The organism is Saccharopolyspora taberi (assembly GCF_039534165.1).
GTDB lineage: Bacteria > Actinomycetota > Actinomycetes > Mycobacteriales > Pseudonocardiaceae > Saccharopolyspora_D > Saccharopolyspora_D taberi.
The window spans coordinates 568,614-582,842 of the sequence record NZ_BAAAUX010000014.1 but is presented as its reverse complement, the minus strand read 5'-3'; the positions used below and the strand labels follow the sequence as shown (position 1 = coordinate 582,842).

The following is a 14,229-nucleotide window of genomic DNA, read 5'->3' as shown; positions in this document are numbered from 1 at the left end:
CGTTCGCGTCCGGCCGAGATCAACTAACGGGTGACCCCCGCGGATCGCTGGCGTGTTGGGCGTGCCAAACCCTTGTGGTGGTGGAAGGTTTGCTGCGGCCTCACCGGTGTTCGTCCCGGTAGCCGGGCAGGTGAGGCGAAATCGGGAACTATCAGGATCGGAGTACCACGTGCGTAGTTCAGTGCGCGTCCTGCTCACGGGGGCGCTCGCGGCGAGTCTGCTCACCGCGGGTTCGGCGACCGCGTTCGCGGCCAAGGACAAGAAGTCCGACGACGACCCGTCAACCGTCACCGCAGCCGCCGAGGGCGGCAACGGCGGAAAGGCCGGAGACGGTGGTCTGGGCATCACCGCCTGTCCGGCGATCGGTCTGCTCGCCAAGGCCGAGGCGGATTGCGATGCGGGCAACGGCGGCAACGCCAACGGCGGTGACGCCGAGGCGACGGCCGAGGACGACAGCCGCGACACCGAAAAGGCCAGCGACGAGGACTGAGGACACTGCCGGTCCAACCGGCTGATCCACCAGAAGCATGCCGGCCCGATCGGGTCGGCATGCTCGGTTTTCCGGGCGTTTCCGCCCACCACGATCCCAAGGAGCACCAGTGAACACCTCCGTTCGTCTGCTCGGCACCGGCACGATCGCCGCCGGTGCGCTGATGACCGCGCTGGCGGCCCCCGCCGGCGCCGCCCAGGGCGCCGCGGCGGAACCCGCCCAGGGCTCCGCGGCGGAGCCTGCCCAGGGCGGCGGATTCCCGTCTGGGCCGATCAAGATCGGCAGCTGCAGTCCCGCGCCCGAACTAGGCCCGATCGGGTTGAAGTGCGTGGTCTCCAGCGAACCGGGATCCAGCTCGGCGGGCGGTCAGGAAGCGTCGGCCGAGAGCGAGAACGAGAACGAAGACGCCTGACGGCACCCCGTCCGACCGGTGTCCACAAAGCTCAGAACCAGGAACATGCTGCGGCACAACATGAATCGTTGATCGCGTTCATGAGCCGGAGATCGCTCGATGCGGGAATGTTCCTGCTTTCGGCGAGAAAGCCCTCGCGGGCGGGGCTAGGTTCGAAGTGCGGGAAGGCCGCGCGGCGCGGTGCGGAGAACGCGTCCTTCCCGCCACCAGATCAGCCCTGGCGGAACAAGAACGGTGCCGGCCCCTCGGACAGGGACCGGCACCGTTCTTCTGCGTGGTAGGGCTGAGGACTCAGTTCTCCTTGGAGTACTCCTTGTCCTTGCTGTCGTCCTCGGCCGTCGCCTCGGCGTCGCCGCCGTTGGCGTTGCCGCCGTTGCCCGCGTCGCAGTCGGCCTTCGCGGGCGCGAGCACCGCGATCGAGGGGCAGACGGTCACGCCCAGGCCACCGTCCCCGGCGTAGCCGGCGTTGCCGCCCTCGGCGGCGGCGGTCACTGTGGACGGGTCGTCGTCCGACGACTTCTCGTCGGCCAGCGCCGGGGACGTTCCCGTCGCGAACAGGCCTGCCGCGGCGGCGCCTGCGACGAGGAAGCGAATCGACGTGCGCACTCAGAACTCCGATCTCGAATGGATTTCCGGATGTTGACCGGCCTCCCGGATCCACAGCGGATCCGGTCGTGTCGATCAATGCGTGACTCTGGCACCGGAACGACCCGGTTGGCACCCACCGAACGCGGTGGCGCCCGCCGGTCCACTCGAAGGAGCGATCACGGGGCACAAAAAACAGGTGTGTGCCGATCGGTCCCGCACCGATCGGCACACACCCGAGGAGGGAGCGAACTGACACCGGAAACCCGGCGTCAGCGGGTGTATCCGAGGTCAGCTGTCGTCGGAGGCACCGGACGAGGCGTCGCCGCCCGCACCGTCGCCGCCGTTGCCGGCGTCGGCGCTGCCCTCACCCAGGACACCGATGCCGCTCAGCACGTTGACGCCGATACCGCCCTGGCCGCCCTCGCCGTCGCCGCCCTCGGCGGACGAGGAGACCTTCGAGTCGTCGTCGGAACCTCCGCCGGCGAAGGCGGGGGAGCCCACGGCCAGCATGGCAGCCGCAGCGGTGGCGACACCAAGAAGACGAATGGACTTACGCATTCCTCAACTCCTATCAGTGTTTTGGACATTGCCGATCCGGCTGTTTCCACCGGGATATCCGCTGGAGGGGGACTTCCGGCCGGCAGTCGAACAATCGCATTTCCCGGGCCGCGCCGCCATCCGTAGCCACTCCAAAGGGCCTGGTTCCACCGTTCCGGAGTAACGGCATCCCGGCGGCTGGGAAAAGTGTTCCCGAGCCGCTCAGCTGATCAGCTGAATGAATCGTTCACCGTTTGCGGAACTGTCGGGATGGGGTTAGTTCGACGGTTAATGATCAATTGGCAATGGCGAGTTCGGGATGCATTGATCAATTGGTGTAATAAAGCCTTTCTCGGCGGGCGGGAATGGTGATCTTCCCCTAGTGTCTTCCCGGTCGCTCACCCCGTTCGGCGATGGAATTCCACTGGAATATGCCAATCGGGCCGGGAAAAGAAGTGGCCCCGCCGAACGGGTCGGCGGGGCCACTTCTGGCGGCAGCGGTCAGAACTCGAAGACGACTCCGGTGCGCTGGTGGAGCATGCACGGGTTGGACACCGAGTACTGGTGGCTGATCTGCCTGCCGCGCCATTCGCCCACGGCGGAGGCCTTGACCTGCCGGTTGTCCTTGGTGCACCCGCCCGACTTGCCCTGCGGGCGGACCCGGTCCAGTGCCTGGAAGTTGCCGTCGACCGCATGCAGTTCGGCGCACGCGGCGGCTGCCTGGGGATGGTTGCCGCCGGTCGGGTCGCACTGAAGGACCACGCTCCGGGGCTGCTGGTTCTCGGTCACGGTGAGCGTGATCGTGCTCGGCTGAGCCGGCGTCGCGGCGGCGACCCCGGGAACCAGCGCCGCCACCGCGAGCGCGACACCCGCGGCGATGCGGCAGAACGGTCTTTGCCCGGTCATTGCTTGTCTTCCTCCCGTCCCACGCGGAAATAGGGAATCCTCTGACTCCTTACCGCAAGTGGAACCGCGTCACCGCCGCGGACGGAAATGATCACCTGCCGGGGGTGCTCGAAGCGGTGACGGCTACCCTCCGCCACCGAAAGAGGCGCGGGAGACCGGATTTTCCGGGATGTGTCCTCCGAGTGGTGATCAACCCGCCTGGTCATTCAGCTCGACAGCGGTGACCCCCGGTTGATCATTAGTCGCCCAGGTGGTGGGTGATTTCGGTTTTTTTGCTGATCGACTGCCGCTCATCACTGCATGAGGTGAGCACAGGTGATTCAGGTTGCGGCGGTCGAGGTATCCGGAGATATCTTCGAGGCGGCTCGCAAGTGCGGGCTTCTTTGAAAGCTCTGGGAGGAGAGCCGTGCCGGGTTGTGCGGGTGGATTCGGCGCGAGCATTCCTCGCGGGCGACCTCCGGTGAAGAAAGTGAAGGGGATAATAGTTATGCGGACTGCCAAGCGCGTCATCGTTGCCACGGCTCTGGGCCTGCCGCTGCTGTTCGGCGCTCCCGGAATGGCGCTGGCCGACGGCCACGGCCACAAGAAGGCCGACGAGGTCCAGCACCAGGACCAGGAGCAGGACAACAGCACTGCGCAGGGCAACGAGAACAACTCGCCGATCTACCAGTGGAGCGTCGGCAAGGGCGACCAGTCGGCGCAGACCTGGAACAACCAGTCCAACGACAACAAGACTGACCAGGACCAGGACGCTTACCAGGAAGACTGACAAGCACAGCACCTCTGACGCTTGGCCCGGCGCGACGACGCGCCGGGCCAAGCGTCTTTCCGGCTTCGGGTACCCCGGGGCCGTGTCCCTACGTACGACCCCGGGCGGTATGACGCGAGAGGCGACCAAGATCGCTCTGCCGGATGATTTCGGGCCCGGCGATTGCGCGGATCGGCGTCCCGGGTGCGATTGTCGTTCCCGGCGATTCCGCCGCATCGAACGATTTTCCCGTTTTCATCCCCGTGGAGAGCTCCATGACCGCTGCCGCACGTCCCGTCCCGTCCGCACCGGACACCCGCCCGAACTCCCAAGCGCGGCGGGTGCATCTGGTCGGATCACTGCCGCGGCCGGTGTCGCCGGACGTCGGGGCGGGCATGCGCTGGGTGCTCGACCACGCCCGGGGCGCCGAGCTGCGCGCGCTTCCCTGCGACCGCGACCCGTTCTGGATCACCAGGTACGTGCACTCCCGGGCCCAGAACGCCGCGTTCGAGGTCGTCCGGACCGGCGACTGCACCGGATACACCGACATCCCCGCCTACCGCGTCCGCAGCGGGCGCAGGCTCACCATCGCCGACGTCGCGCTGGGGCGTCCCGCGGAGGCCGCCGCGGCGGTGGAGATCTGGCGGGAACTGCGGGCCGGGTTCCCGGAGCTGCCGCCGGTGCAGGTCAGCGTGCCGTCCCCGCTGGACCTCGCGCTGTTCACGCTGGGGAACCCGGTGCGGGCGCTGCGCTACTACGGGATCTTCGAGCAGATGGTCATCACCGAGGTGACCGCGATCGCCGCCCAGCACGGTCCGGACGAGGTCGCGTTCCAGCTGGAGAGCCCGGCGGTGCTGTACCTGCTCCGGCACGCGTCGGCGACGGTCGCGAACGTGATCGCCCGCCAGCTCGCCCGGGTCGTGGCGTCGGTGCCGGAGAGCACGCGGTGGACGCTGCACCTGTGCTACGGCGACCTCGCGCACAAGTCGCTGTTCACCCCGACTGATCTGGAACCCGTGGTGCTGGTGGTCAACGCGCTCGCGCGGCGGCTCGCCCAGCACGGGCGGTCGATGCCCGCGGTGCACGTGCCGATGGCGCACGGGGACCAGCCGCCGTTCCAGGACCCCGGCGCGTACGCGCCGCTGCGCCGGCTCGTCCGCCGGGTCGGGGTGATCGCCGGATGCGTTGACGAGCGCAGCCCCGAGCTGACCGAGAAGGCGTTGCGCTACAGCGAACGCGCGCTGGGGCATCGGGTGATCGGGGTGGCCGCGGCGTGCGGCTACGGGCGGCGGGCGCCTGCCGATGCCGAGGCGAACCTGGAGCTCGCGTGCAGGCTTGCGTCGTCCTGACGGTTCGGTTCGCCGCGATCATCCACCGTGGACTCGCGGCGGGCGGGTGAGCCAGGGGCCCGGCGCCGGGCCCCTGGCCGAGGTCTCGTACCCCCAGGTGGTGATCAGTCCTCTTCACGCTTCGCGTGATCCGGGACGCCGGGGTTCGGGTCGCGGGTGAGGTCGATCAGCGGGTCGGGACCGGCGCCCTCGGGCCGGGCGTGGCTGGGCTTGCGCTGCGCCGTGTCGTTGTCGTTGCTCATGGTTCTCCAATGATGATCGTTCGATCTGCCGTTCCAGGATGCACGGACCTCCCGCGCGGTTGGACGTGGCACCCGGGCAAGGCCGTGTGGCCTGGGACACCGCGGTCCAGTGTGGATGGATTCAGCCCTGCGCAGACCGCCCGGCGGCGCTGCTGCCGAGCGGTGTGGTGCGGGGTGGTGCGCATCACCCCATAGGATGGCTCGACGTCGTCGGCAACGAGGGGTCAGGCACCGTGATGTGGCAGTTCGGGCCGTACCGCGTGGAGGGGTTGATCGCGCGGGGCGGAATGGGGGAGATCCTCCGCGCGTACGACACCCGCCACGACCGCGTCGTCGCGCTCAAGCTGCTCGCCGAGCACCTCGCCGCCGACTCGGAGTTCCGGGAGCGGTTCAAGCGGGAGGCGCACGCGGCGGCCCGGCTCAACGAGCCGCACGTCATCCCGATCCACTCCTACGGCGAGATCGACGGCAGGCTCTACCTGGACATGCGGCTGGTCGAGGGCAGCGACGTGGGCTCGCTGCTGGCCCGGTACGGGCCGATGGCACCGGCCGACGCGGTCGGCCTGATCGAGCAGGTCGCCCAAGCGCTCGACGCGGCCCGCGACCAGGGCGTCGTGCACCGCGACGTCAAGCCGTCGAACATCCTGGTCGGCAACGGCGGTTTCGCCTACCTCGTGGACTTCGGGATCGCGCACCTCGCACGCACCAGCGCGACGCTGACCTCGACCGGTTTCACCATCGGCACCCTCGACTACATGGCTCCGGAGCGCTTCGACGACGCACCGGTCGATCATCGTGCGGACGTGTACTCGCTGGCCTGCGTGCTCTACCAGTGCCTGACGGGCGCCAAGCCGTTCGCCGGGGAGACCGCCGCGTCGCTGATCAACGCGCACCTGAACCACCCGGTGCCGGTGCCCAGCGCGGCGCGGCCGGACCTGCCGCCGCACTTCGACCGGATCATCCAGCGGGGGATGGCCAAGAGCTCCGACGCGCGGTTCGGCAGCGCCGGGGAGCTGGCCAGGGCGGCCCGGCTGGCGCTGACCAGCCCGATCGCGATGCCCGCGGGCGCGGAGCCGCGCGGCTCCGGCCGCGCCGCGCGGTGGGGGTTCGTCCTCGCGGGTGCCGGTGCGGTGGCCGCGATCGGCGCGGCGGCGCTGGCGGTGACCCAGCCCTGGCAGATCGCCGGCCAGGTCGATCCGGCCGGGCCGCCGCCGACGGCCGAGCCGCTGGCCACGTCGGCTCCGGTGGAGCAGACATCGGCTCGACCGGCGCCGCCGCCGACGGAACAGCAGCCCCCACCGCAGGAACCGCCCACCTCCGCGACACCGCCGCCCGCGCAGCCACCGGTGGAGGAGTCGGAGCCGGAAGTGGTTCCGCCGCCGAACAAGCAGACCAAGTGGTGCCGTGCGGTGGTCTTCGAGGGAGTCCAGCGCGGCGTCGGGTGCTTCGACGCGGTCGGCGATCACCTCTCCGCGCACGACACCCACGCCGACGGCATGTGGATCCGGACCGACTCGGCCACCGACTACGGCCGCACCGGCGAGTGCAAGGACCTCAAGGCCGAGGGTCCGCCGGTGGACTGCCAGACCAACATGCGGGAGACCGGCCGGTTGCGGTTCCAGGTCGAGCTCTGGGACGCCAAGAAGCGCGTCACCGAGACCGGCTGGACCGAGTACTTCCCCATCGGGCAGTAGCTCACAGCCGCCCCGCGATCCGGTGCGGGGTGACGCGGACGGCGGTGATCGGCCCCAGACCCCGGGCCGCCTCCGGCGTGCGCGCGACGTGCTCGGGGTAGGTGACGCCGACGTACTTCACCGCCAGCTCGTCGCGCAGCTCGACCGACCGCTCGGGCTCGAAGGTCGCGACCCCGCTGATGGCGGCGTAGGTGTAGGGCTCGTCCGGCGGGCTGACCAGCACGCTGACCCGCGGGTCGCGCCGGAGGTTGCGCTCCTTGCGGCTGCCGACGCCGATCATGAACAGCAGGTCCTCGCCGTCCCGGCGGATCCAGACCACCGACTGCTGCGGGCGGCCGTCGGGCTGGATCGTGGCCACCGCGGCGAAGACGGGGGAGTCGAGAAGCGCCGCCAGCCTCTCGCGCGAAACACCTGCCATCACTGCTCCCAGCGTTGGATTGAACTCATGAGTCCAATTTAACGCTCTTGTGGGTCTAGTTCAACATCGAACCTGTTCCATCCACAATGGACAGAGTGGATGGGTGCACCGGAATCCGCCGTGTGGAGCAGTACTTCGGAATATGCCAGCGGATTCCCGCTCCCGGATGAGGCTCCCGCAGGGCCGGACGCTTGTAGCATGTGCCGGACAAGTAGATCTCGTCAGGGCACGCAGCTGGGGAAGCAGTGATCAGACCGACTCTCGCGCACTGTTCGCCGCGTTCCGCGTTCCGCCGGGTCGGCGTGGTGGCGTTCGCGCTGCTGGCCGTTGAGATCGGCGTGGTGGCCAGCGGCGTGCTCGGCTCCTCGGGGTCGATCGCGCTCAACAAGACCTGGGAAGTGCTGTTCTCGGTCGTCGCGCTGGTGACCTGGATCCGCTCGGCCGCGCGTCACCGCGGGCCGGACGGCCGGTGGCGGTGGTGGATGAGCGCGGCCATGGCCTGCTTCGTGATCGGGCTGGTCGCCTGGGCCGTGGGCCAGACGTTCACCGAGGTCCCGCCGCCCACGGCGACCCTCAGCGCGGCCGGGTTCCTGCTCACCCCGGTCCTGGCGCTGCTGGCGCTGGTCGTGCACGCCTACGGCCGCGAGCCCGGTCCGCCGTCGCCGCTCGGCCGTCCCAGCAACCGGGCGGTGCAGGCGCTGGACCTGGTGATCATCGCGGGTTCGGTGCTGATGTTCGTGTCGGTCACCCTCGGCGAGCGCCTGTCGCGCAGCTGGGGCGGATCGGGACCGGTCCTGACCGTGCTGCTGGCGCACCCCCTGGCGTACCTGCTGCTGGTGGCGGGCACGGTGGTGCTGGCAAGGCTGCGGAGCTCGGCCCGCGACCTGCCGGTGGTGTTCGTCGTCTTCGGCGCGGTCGCCTACATGGTGTCGAGCACCGCGTTCGGGCACTACGTCGACCTGCGCGAGGCGAACTTCCCGCCGGTGCTGGAAGCCGGGTTCACGGCGTGCCCGGTGCTGTTCCTCCTGGCCGCGCTCGCGCCCGGTACCTCCGAGCCGGAACGGGACCTGGACCCGCGGCTGCGGCCGACCGCGCGCGACCTGGTCCAGCTCGCGGTGCCGTACCTGCCGCTGATCGCGACCACGCTGTTCGTCGGGGTCGGCCTGCTGGCCGGGATCACCCTGACCTGGTGGCAGGACCTGCTGTTCGTCGCGCTGATGGCGCTGATCATCCTGCGCCAGCTGGTGACGCTGCTGGACAACAACAGGCTGCTGCGCCGGGCCGAGCACGAGGCGCTGCACGACCCGCTCACCGGGCTGGCCAACCGGACGCTGTTCCTGCACTGGCTGGAGCGGTCGCTGGCCGACCGGCGCGAACCGCTGGTGCTGGCCTTCTGCGACCTCGACGACTTCAAGGAGGTCAACGACAACTTCGGGCACGCGATCGGAGACCTGGTGCTCACCGGCACGGCCCGCAGGCTGGAGCGCTCCCTGTCCGGTGACGGGCTGGTGGCGCGCCTGGGCGGGGACGAGTTCGCCGTGGTGCTGCACGACGTGCGGGAACCGATCGAGGACGTCGGCCAGCGGCTGCTGGCGGCGCTGCGGGAACCGCATCCGGTCAACGGCAGACCGCTGTCGGTCGGTGCCAGCGTCGGCATCACCAGCTTGACCCCCGACGAGCCGGTGGACTGCACCGACACGTTGCTGCGGTGGGCCGACAGCGCCATGTACACCGCCAAGCGGCGGGGCAAGAACACCCTCGCCCACGCCCTCGAACCCCAGGAGGAGCGCAGCAGGTGAGCACGTCGCAACAGCTCGTCGAGGCCCTCGGCCTGGAACCGCTGAACGTGTGCAACGGCTACTTCCGGGAGACCTGGCGCGACGCGGGCAGCACGGTCATCTACTGGCTGCTGCCCTCGGACCACTTCGCGGCCTGGCACGCGGCCCGGCACCCGGAGGTGTTCACCTACCACTCCGGCGCACCGCTGCGGATCGCGCTGCTGACCGCCGAAGGCGAGTTCCGGGAACACCTCATCGGCCCGGACGCGGCGGCCGGGCAGCATCCGCACTTCGTGGTACCGGGCGGCGTGCTCCAGGCTGCCCGCACGACCGGCGACCACACGCTGAGCAGCGTCGTCGTGGCGCCGCCGTTCACCCCGGACATCGTCTCCACGCCCGACGCCGAGGAGCTGTGCGCGAGGTACCCCGACCACGCCGAGAAGATCAGGTCCTACGCCAGCGCTGGGTGAGCAACGAGCTGAGCACGGCCCCGGCGGTGTTGAGCAGCACGTCGTCGACCGAGCTGACCCGGCCGAGCCGCAGCGCGTACTGGAGCAGCTCGATCGCCAGCGACACCGCCGCTGCCGCCACGGCGATCCGGTGCGGGCGCGAGAGCGCGGCGAACCGCATCGGCAGGAACGCGCCGAACGCCGCGAGCACCAGCAGGTTGCCCGCGATCTGGACCGTCGCGGCGACCGGGCGCCCGTAGAGCTGGTCCACGAGGTCCCGCAGCGGCACCAGCGCCAGCTCCGGTTCGCCGGGCCGGGGCGTGAGCACCATCCACAGCCACGGCAGCGTGCCGACGACGGCGCCGACCTCGGCCACCGACCGGCGCACCGCGCCTTCCGAACCCGCTCGCCACCGCGCCAGCACCACGACGGCCAGAACCGCCGGCGGCAGCGCGAACGCGGCGGCGAGCAGGACGTGCCCCCAGCTCTGCCACACGGTGATCACGCGACTGAGACGACCCAGCGCCCGCCGGGGTTGCCCGGCCGGCGCTACGCGGGCCGGTCGCGCCGGTACTGGGCGGGCGAGCCGATCGTCGCCGGATCTTCGTAGGACCCGGCGACGCCCCGGTCGACGTGGAAGGTGGTCAGGGTGCTGACCGGCGATCGCGGATCCCGGCGGTCGCCGATGACCCGCATGTGGGTGCTCCACCGCTCCGGCGTGACCTCGTAGACGTCGTAGCCGTAGCGGTTGCCCTCGAAGTACTTCAGGTGCGGGTTGGCGCTGCCCATCACCGGTCCGTTGGCCTGGTTCCACTCCGCGCTGTACGCGCCGGAGGTGACCGAGTGCGCGGTGAACTCGGTGCCGATGACCGGCGAGTCGGTGTTGTCGAAGTCCGGCCGGATGTCGTCGACGAAGGCGGAGTGCCAGTCGCCGGTGATCACGACCAGGTCCGGCATCCCGGCGTCGTGGACGTGGGTCAGGACCTCCTGGCGCTCGGCGCGGAACCCGTCCCACTGGTCGGTGAAGTAGTAGCCGCCCTCGGCCCTGGCCAGCTGGCTGAGCATGATCGAGTTGACCCAGCAGTGCCATCCGCCGCCCGCGCCGTCGACCTGCTGCTTGAGCCAGGTCTTCTGGTCGGCGCCGAGGATGGTGCCGTTGGGCAGGTTCTGCTCGGACCGGTACTGCCGCAGGTCCAGCACGGTCAGGTCCAGCAGGTCGCCCCAGTGCCGCTGCCGGTGGATCTGCGGCGCGGCGGCGTCGGTGGCGCGGACCGGGAGGTGCTCGAACCACGCCTGGTAGGCCGCGGCCCGGCGTTCGCGGAAGGGCTTTGACGGGGTCGTGCCGCTGTAGTCGTTGACCACCTCGTGGTCGTCCCAGGTCAGGAACCACGGGTGCGCGGCGTGGGCCTCCCGCAGCGACGGGTCGCCCTTGTAGAGGGCGTGCCTGCGGCGGTAGTCGACGAGCGTGAACACCTCGGGGCCTTCGTGGTCGCGGACGGGCTCGCCGCCGACCTGGCCGTGCTCGTAGATGTAGTCGCCGAGGTGCACGACGAAGTCCAGGTCCTCCCGCGCCAGGCCGAGGTGGGCGGCGTAGAAGCCGTCGTGGAACGCCTGGCAGTTCGCCGAGGCGAACCGGACCCGCGGCACCGGCCCGACCGGAGCGGTCCGGGTGCGGCCGAGCCTGCTGGTCCTGCCCTGCGCGGAGAACCGGTAGAAGTACCGGGTTCCCGGTTCCAGGCCGGCGACGTCGACGTGCACGCTGTGGCCGAGATCCGCCTGGGCGCCGACGGTTCCGCCCGCGACCCGGTGGGTCAGCTCGGGATCGGTGGCCACCACCCATTCGACCTCGACGGTGCCGGGCAGTGGCTGGCTGTCGGCCAGCGGTTCCGGCGCGAGCCGGGTCCACAGCGCGACGCCGTCCGGCGCCGGGTCGCCGGAGGCGACGCCGAGGGTGAAGGGCGGCTCGTCCCAGGACGCGCCGAGATCGCGCGCGGCGGCGTGCGCCTGCGCGGGCGTGAGCCGGTGGCTCAGCGGCCACGCCGCCCCGAGCGCGCCGCCCGCCGCGGCGGCGCGCAGCAGGTCCCGTCGGTTGAGTCGCATCGCGCCTCCCGGTCGCCGTGATCTCCGAAAACCGTGCGGATTCTGCGCGGGCGCGATCGACGGCCGCAAGGGCTGATCAGGTAACACCGCGCGAACGCGACGTGACGGCTTTGGTCCACTGTGGCCGGACGCTGCGCCGGTCGGAACCCGGCGCAGCGCTGGTGGACCGGTTACGAGGAGCAGGTGTTGAGCATGCTCTGCAACGCCGACTTCTCGGCGGACTGGAGCCGCAGGCCCCAGTGGTGCTTGACCCGGATCCACATCTTGGAGTAGGTGCAGTCGTAGGCGGCGCGCGGCGGCTGCCAGGTCGACGGGTCCTGGTCTCCCTTGGCCTGGTTGACGTTGTCGGTGACCGCGATCAGCTGCGGGTGCTCCAGGTCGTTGGCGAACGACTCCCGCCTGTCGGTGGTCCACGAACTGGCGCCGGAACGCCACGCCTCGGCCAGCGGCACCACGTGATCGATGTCCACATCGGACGCCGCGGTCCAGGTGGCACCGTCGTACGGGCTGTACCAGCTGCCCGAGGTGGCCGCGCACGAGCTGTCGACGACGACGTTGCTGCCGTCGCGCTTGAGGACGGTCTCCCGGGTGTTGCAGGTGCCGGAAACGGTGCTCCAGTGCGGGAACTTGTCCCGCGAGTAGCCGGTCATCGAGCCTTCGGCGGCCACGGTGAGCGCGTTGAGCTCGCTCTGCGCGGTGCTCTTGCTCGGGATGCCGGGCGGCGTGGCGCCGGCCGGGAACGCGGCCGTCACCGACAGCGCGGCGGTGGCGAGCAGGACGCCGAGAGCGCTGGACGCGCGGCGGCGGGCGGAAGCGGACATGGAGCCTCCCTCGGGAAGCGAACTTGGGCTCCACGACCTTTCCGGGTCCGGGTGGCCGGATCATCGACGTTGCGTGTCGGATTCACCACGAAACGTTGAAGTGTTCCGCTGGTTCGGCGTGTTGTGCGGGCGGGTTCTGTTCGGCGCCGTCACCCGGCGCGAAGCGGGCCGGTGCGGGGGAGATCGCCGGACAGCCCAGCACGGCGGTACCCGGCGCCGTTGCCGGGTACCGCCCCCGGTCACACCGCGGGCGCGACCTCGCGGCGGCGGCTCACCAGCGCGAGCGTCCCGAGGGCGACGAGCGCGAGGCCCGCGCCGCCGGTCATGGTGAACGCCATCGCCGGGCCGTCGTTGCCCAGCACGCCGACCACCGGCGCGATCAGCGCGCCGAGTCCGAACTGCGCCGCGCCGAGCAGTGCGGCGGCGGTTCCGGCGGCCTCACCGTGCCGGGACAGCGCCAGCGCGGGCGCGTTGGGCAGCACGAAGCCGAAGGCGCCCAGCAGCAGCCACAGCGGAACGATGAACCCGGGCAGCCCGCCGATGCCGTTGAGCACCAGCACGGTCAGCACCACGCCGAACGCGGTGGCCGCGGCCAGTGCGCTGAGCACGATCTGGCGGGGGGTGAACCGGTTGAGCAGCACGACGTTGAACTGCGACGCCCCGATGAGCGCGACCGCGCCGATGCCGAAGACGACGGCGAACTGCTGCTGGTTGAGCCCGTAGTCCTCCTGGAGCACGAACGAGGCGCCGGACACGTAGGAGAACAGGCCGGACATCCCCAGCGCGGCCACGATCGCCAGCACGACGAACTCGCGGTCGGTGATCAGCGACCGGTAGGTGCGCAGCACCGGGCGGATCTCCCCGGTGCGCCTGCGCTCCGGCGGCAGCGTCTCCTTCAGCGCGAACACCGCGACCAGCAGCAGGAGCACGCCGATCACGGCCAGCGCGCCGAACACGCCGCGCCACGACGTGGCCAGCAGGACCGCGCCGCCCAGGCTCGGCGCGAGGATCGGGGCGACGCCCATGACCAGCATCAGCCGGGACAGCGTGGTCGCCGCCGCGCGGCCCTCGAACAGGTCGCGGACGACCGCGAGCGCGACGACCATGGTCGCCGCCGCCCCGACGCCCTGGAGCACCCGCAGCAGGCCCAGCACGGCCACGTTCGGCGCGACCAGGCACAGCAGCGACGAGGCGATGTGCACGGCGGTGCCGATGATCAGCGGCATCCGGCGGCCTGCGGAGTCCGACAGCGGACCGACGACCAGCTGGCCGAGCCCCAGGCCCAGCAGCGTGCCGGTCAGCGTCAGCTGGACCGCGGACGAGGTGGTGTTCAGGTCCACGCCGATCGCAGGCAGCGCGGGCAGGTACATGTCGATGGTCAGGGGGCCGAGCGCGACGAGCGCGCCCAGCACCACGATGACCCGGAACCGCTCCAGACCGGTGGGTGCTGCGACCACCGGTTCTGCTCGGGCGGTCTCGGGTGGACTGTCCAGTGTTGCGCGATCCATCTGGACCTCTCGGATCAGTGGTGGAACGTGGAAATGCGGAACTGACGACCGGAGCAGCAACCCGGCGATCAGTTTTGTTCCCAGCGCGGTGAAATTCCTTGTCCGGAAGTCAGGTTCGGCGGACCGTCGCGGAAAGTTCGGCACATCGTTTCGGAAACGGTGCCCGGCACCGGGAATTCAAATGGCTCA

Annotated in this window: 16 protein-coding genes; 7 read left to right on the top strand and 9 right to left on the bottom strand. The window is 70.4% G+C overall.

Annotated elements, in window-relative coordinates; translation table 11 throughout:
* Window positions 1-169: 169 nt before the first annotated feature.
* Together ABD691_RS16985 and ABD691_RS16980 are read left to right on the top strand one after the other, a co-directional pair.
* Window positions 170-490 carry a hypothetical protein gene (locus tag ABD691_RS16985; RefSeq protein ID WP_344680770.1) on the top strand — a complete coding sequence of 107 codons (321 nt, stop codon included), beginning with the start codon at window positions 170-172 and terminating at the stop codon, window positions 488-490.
* Window positions 491-599: 109 nt separating this feature from the next.
* Window positions 600-902, top strand: a complete 303-nt coding sequence (locus ABD691_RS16980; protein WP_344680768.1) for a hypothetical protein — start codon at window positions 600-602, stop codon at window positions 900-902.
* A 291-nt stretch (window positions 903-1,193) separates the two neighbouring features.
* Here the strand turns inward: ABD691_RS16980 and ABD691_RS16975 are convergent, their stop codons facing one another.
* From ABD691_RS16975 to ABD691_RS16965, 3 genes are all read right to left on the bottom strand, one after another.
* Window positions 1,194-1,508, bottom strand: a complete 315-nt coding sequence (locus ABD691_RS16975; RefSeq protein ID WP_344680766.1) for a hypothetical protein — start codon at window positions 1,506-1,508, stop codon at window positions 1,194-1,196.
* A gap of 270 nt (window positions 1,509-1,778) precedes the next feature.
* Entirely contained in the window at window positions 1,779-2,048 is a 270-nt protein-coding gene (locus tag ABD691_RS16970; RefSeq protein ID WP_344680764.1) for a hypothetical protein, read from the bottom strand.
* A gap of 480 nt (window positions 2,049-2,528) precedes the next feature.
* Window positions 2,529-2,933, bottom strand: a complete 405-nt coding sequence (locus ABD691_RS16965) for an SSI family serine proteinase inhibitor (protein WP_344680762.1) — start codon at window positions 2,931-2,933, stop codon at window positions 2,529-2,531.
* 487 nt (window positions 2,934-3,420) lie between these two features.
* Between ABD691_RS16965 and ABD691_RS16960 the strand changes: the two genes are divergently transcribed.
* On the top strand, window positions 3,421-3,702 hold the full coding sequence (locus tag ABD691_RS16960; RefSeq protein ID WP_344680760.1) for a hypothetical protein: 282 nt from the start codon (window positions 3,421-3,423) through the stop codon (window positions 3,700-3,702).
* A 254-nt stretch (window positions 3,703-3,956) separates the two neighbouring features.
* Entirely contained in the window at window positions 3,957-5,030 is a 1,074-nt protein-coding gene (locus tag ABD691_RS16955) for a uroporphyrinogen decarboxylase/cobalamine-independent methonine synthase family protein (protein WP_344680758.1), read from the top strand.
* Window positions 5,031-5,134: 104 nt separating this feature from the next.
* Here ABD691_RS16955 and ABD691_RS16950 read toward each other — a convergent pair whose 3' ends face one another.
* Window positions 5,135-5,272: a hypothetical protein gene (locus ABD691_RS16950; RefSeq protein WP_344680756.1), complete on the bottom strand. Its 138-nt coding sequence runs from the start codon at window positions 5,270-5,272 to the stop codon at window positions 5,135-5,137.
* 236 nt (window positions 5,273-5,508) lie between these two features.
* Here ABD691_RS16950 and ABD691_RS16945 point away from each other — a divergent pair, with 236 nt between their 5' ends.
* Window positions 5,509-6,966, top strand: coding sequence for a serine/threonine-protein kinase (locus ABD691_RS16945; protein WP_344681314.1), 1,458 nt, complete (start codon window positions 5,509-5,511; stop codon window positions 6,964-6,966).
* A 1-nt stretch (window position 6,967) separates the two neighbouring features.
* Here ABD691_RS16945 and ABD691_RS16940 read toward each other — a convergent pair whose 3' ends face one another.
* Window positions 6,968-7,384 carry a PPOX class F420-dependent oxidoreductase gene (locus tag ABD691_RS16940; protein WP_344680754.1) on the bottom strand — a complete coding sequence of 139 codons (417 nt, stop codon included), beginning with the start codon at window positions 7,382-7,384 and terminating at the stop codon, window positions 6,968-6,970.
* Between the two features lie 245 nt (window positions 7,385-7,629).
* On the opposite strand from ABD691_RS16940, the gene ABD691_RS16935 reads away from it, so the two are divergent.
* Window positions 7,630-9,183 carry a diguanylate cyclase domain-containing protein gene (locus ABD691_RS16935; RefSeq protein ID WP_344680752.1) on the top strand — a complete coding sequence of 518 codons (1,554 nt, stop codon included), beginning with the start codon at window positions 7,630-7,632 and terminating at the stop codon, window positions 9,181-9,183.
* Complete coding sequence (locus ABD691_RS16930) at window positions 9,180-9,632, top strand: cupin domain-containing protein (protein WP_344680750.1); 453 nt, start codon at window positions 9,180-9,182, stop codon at window positions 9,630-9,632. Before ABD691_RS16935 ends, ABD691_RS16930 begins: the two co-directional genes overlap by 4 nt.
* Here ABD691_RS16930 and ABD691_RS16925 read toward each other — a convergent pair.
* From ABD691_RS16925 to ABD691_RS16910, 4 genes are all read right to left on the bottom strand, one after another.
* The gene (locus ABD691_RS16925) at window positions 9,607-10,116 is read right to left on the bottom strand and encodes a VanZ family protein (protein ID WP_344680749.1); all 510 of its coding nucleotides are present in this window, start codon (window positions 10,114-10,116) and stop codon (window positions 9,607-9,609) included. The two genes, ABD691_RS16930 and ABD691_RS16925, sit on opposite strands and share 26 nt — an antisense overlap.
* A gap of 44 nt (window positions 10,117-10,160) precedes the next feature.
* The gene (locus ABD691_RS16920) at window positions 10,161-11,711 is read right to left on the bottom strand and encodes an alkaline phosphatase D family protein (protein WP_344680748.1); all 1,551 of its coding nucleotides are present in this window, start codon (window positions 11,709-11,711) and stop codon (window positions 10,161-10,163) included.
* A 170-nt stretch (window positions 11,712-11,881) separates the two neighbouring features.
* Window positions 11,882-12,532, bottom strand: a complete 651-nt coding sequence (locus ABD691_RS16915; protein WP_344680747.1) for an HNH endonuclease family protein — start codon at window positions 12,530-12,532, stop codon at window positions 11,882-11,884.
* 239 nt (window positions 12,533-12,771) lie between these two features.
* Complete coding sequence (locus tag ABD691_RS16910) at window positions 12,772-13,989, bottom strand: multidrug effflux MFS transporter (protein WP_344680746.1); 1,218 nt, start codon at window positions 13,987-13,989, stop codon at window positions 12,772-12,774.
* Window positions 13,990-14,229: the final 240 nt, after the last annotated feature.

Bases quoted from the DNA above. Each gene is read 5' to 3' on its own strand.
- ABD691_RS16955 (WP_344680758.1), top strand. From the start codon at position 3,957: ATGACCGCTGCCGCACGTCCCGTCCCGTCCGCACCGGACACCCGCCCG.
- ABD691_RS16965 (WP_344680762.1), bottom strand. From the start codon at position 2,933: ATGACCGGGCAAAGACCGTTCTGCCGCATCGCCGCGGGTGTCGCGCTC.
- ABD691_RS16920 (WP_344680748.1), bottom strand. From the start codon at position 11,711: ATGCGACTCAACCGACGGGACCTGCTGCGCGCCGCCGCGGCGGGCGGC.
- ABD691_RS16915 (WP_344680747.1), bottom strand. From the start codon at position 12,532: ATGTCCGCTTCCGCCCGCCGCCGCGCGTCCAGCGCTCTCGGCGTCCTG.
- ABD691_RS16950 (WP_344680756.1), bottom strand. From the start codon at position 5,272: ATGAGCAACGACAACGACACGGCGCAGCGCAAGCCCAGCCACGCCCGG.
- ABD691_RS16945 (WP_344681314.1), top strand. From the start codon at position 5,509: ATGTGGCAGTTCGGGCCGTACCGCGTGGAGGGGTTGATCGCGCGGGGC.
- ABD691_RS16960 (WP_344680760.1), top strand. From the start codon at position 3,421: ATGCGGACTGCCAAGCGCGTCATCGTTGCCACGGCTCTGGGCCTGCCG.
- ABD691_RS16940 (WP_344680754.1), bottom strand. From the start codon at position 7,384: ATGGCAGGTGTTTCGCGCGAGAGGCTGGCGGCGCTTCTCGACTCCCCC.
- ABD691_RS16970 (WP_344680764.1), bottom strand. From the start codon at position 2,048: ATGCGTAAGTCCATTCGTCTTCTTGGTGTCGCCACCGCTGCGGCTGCC.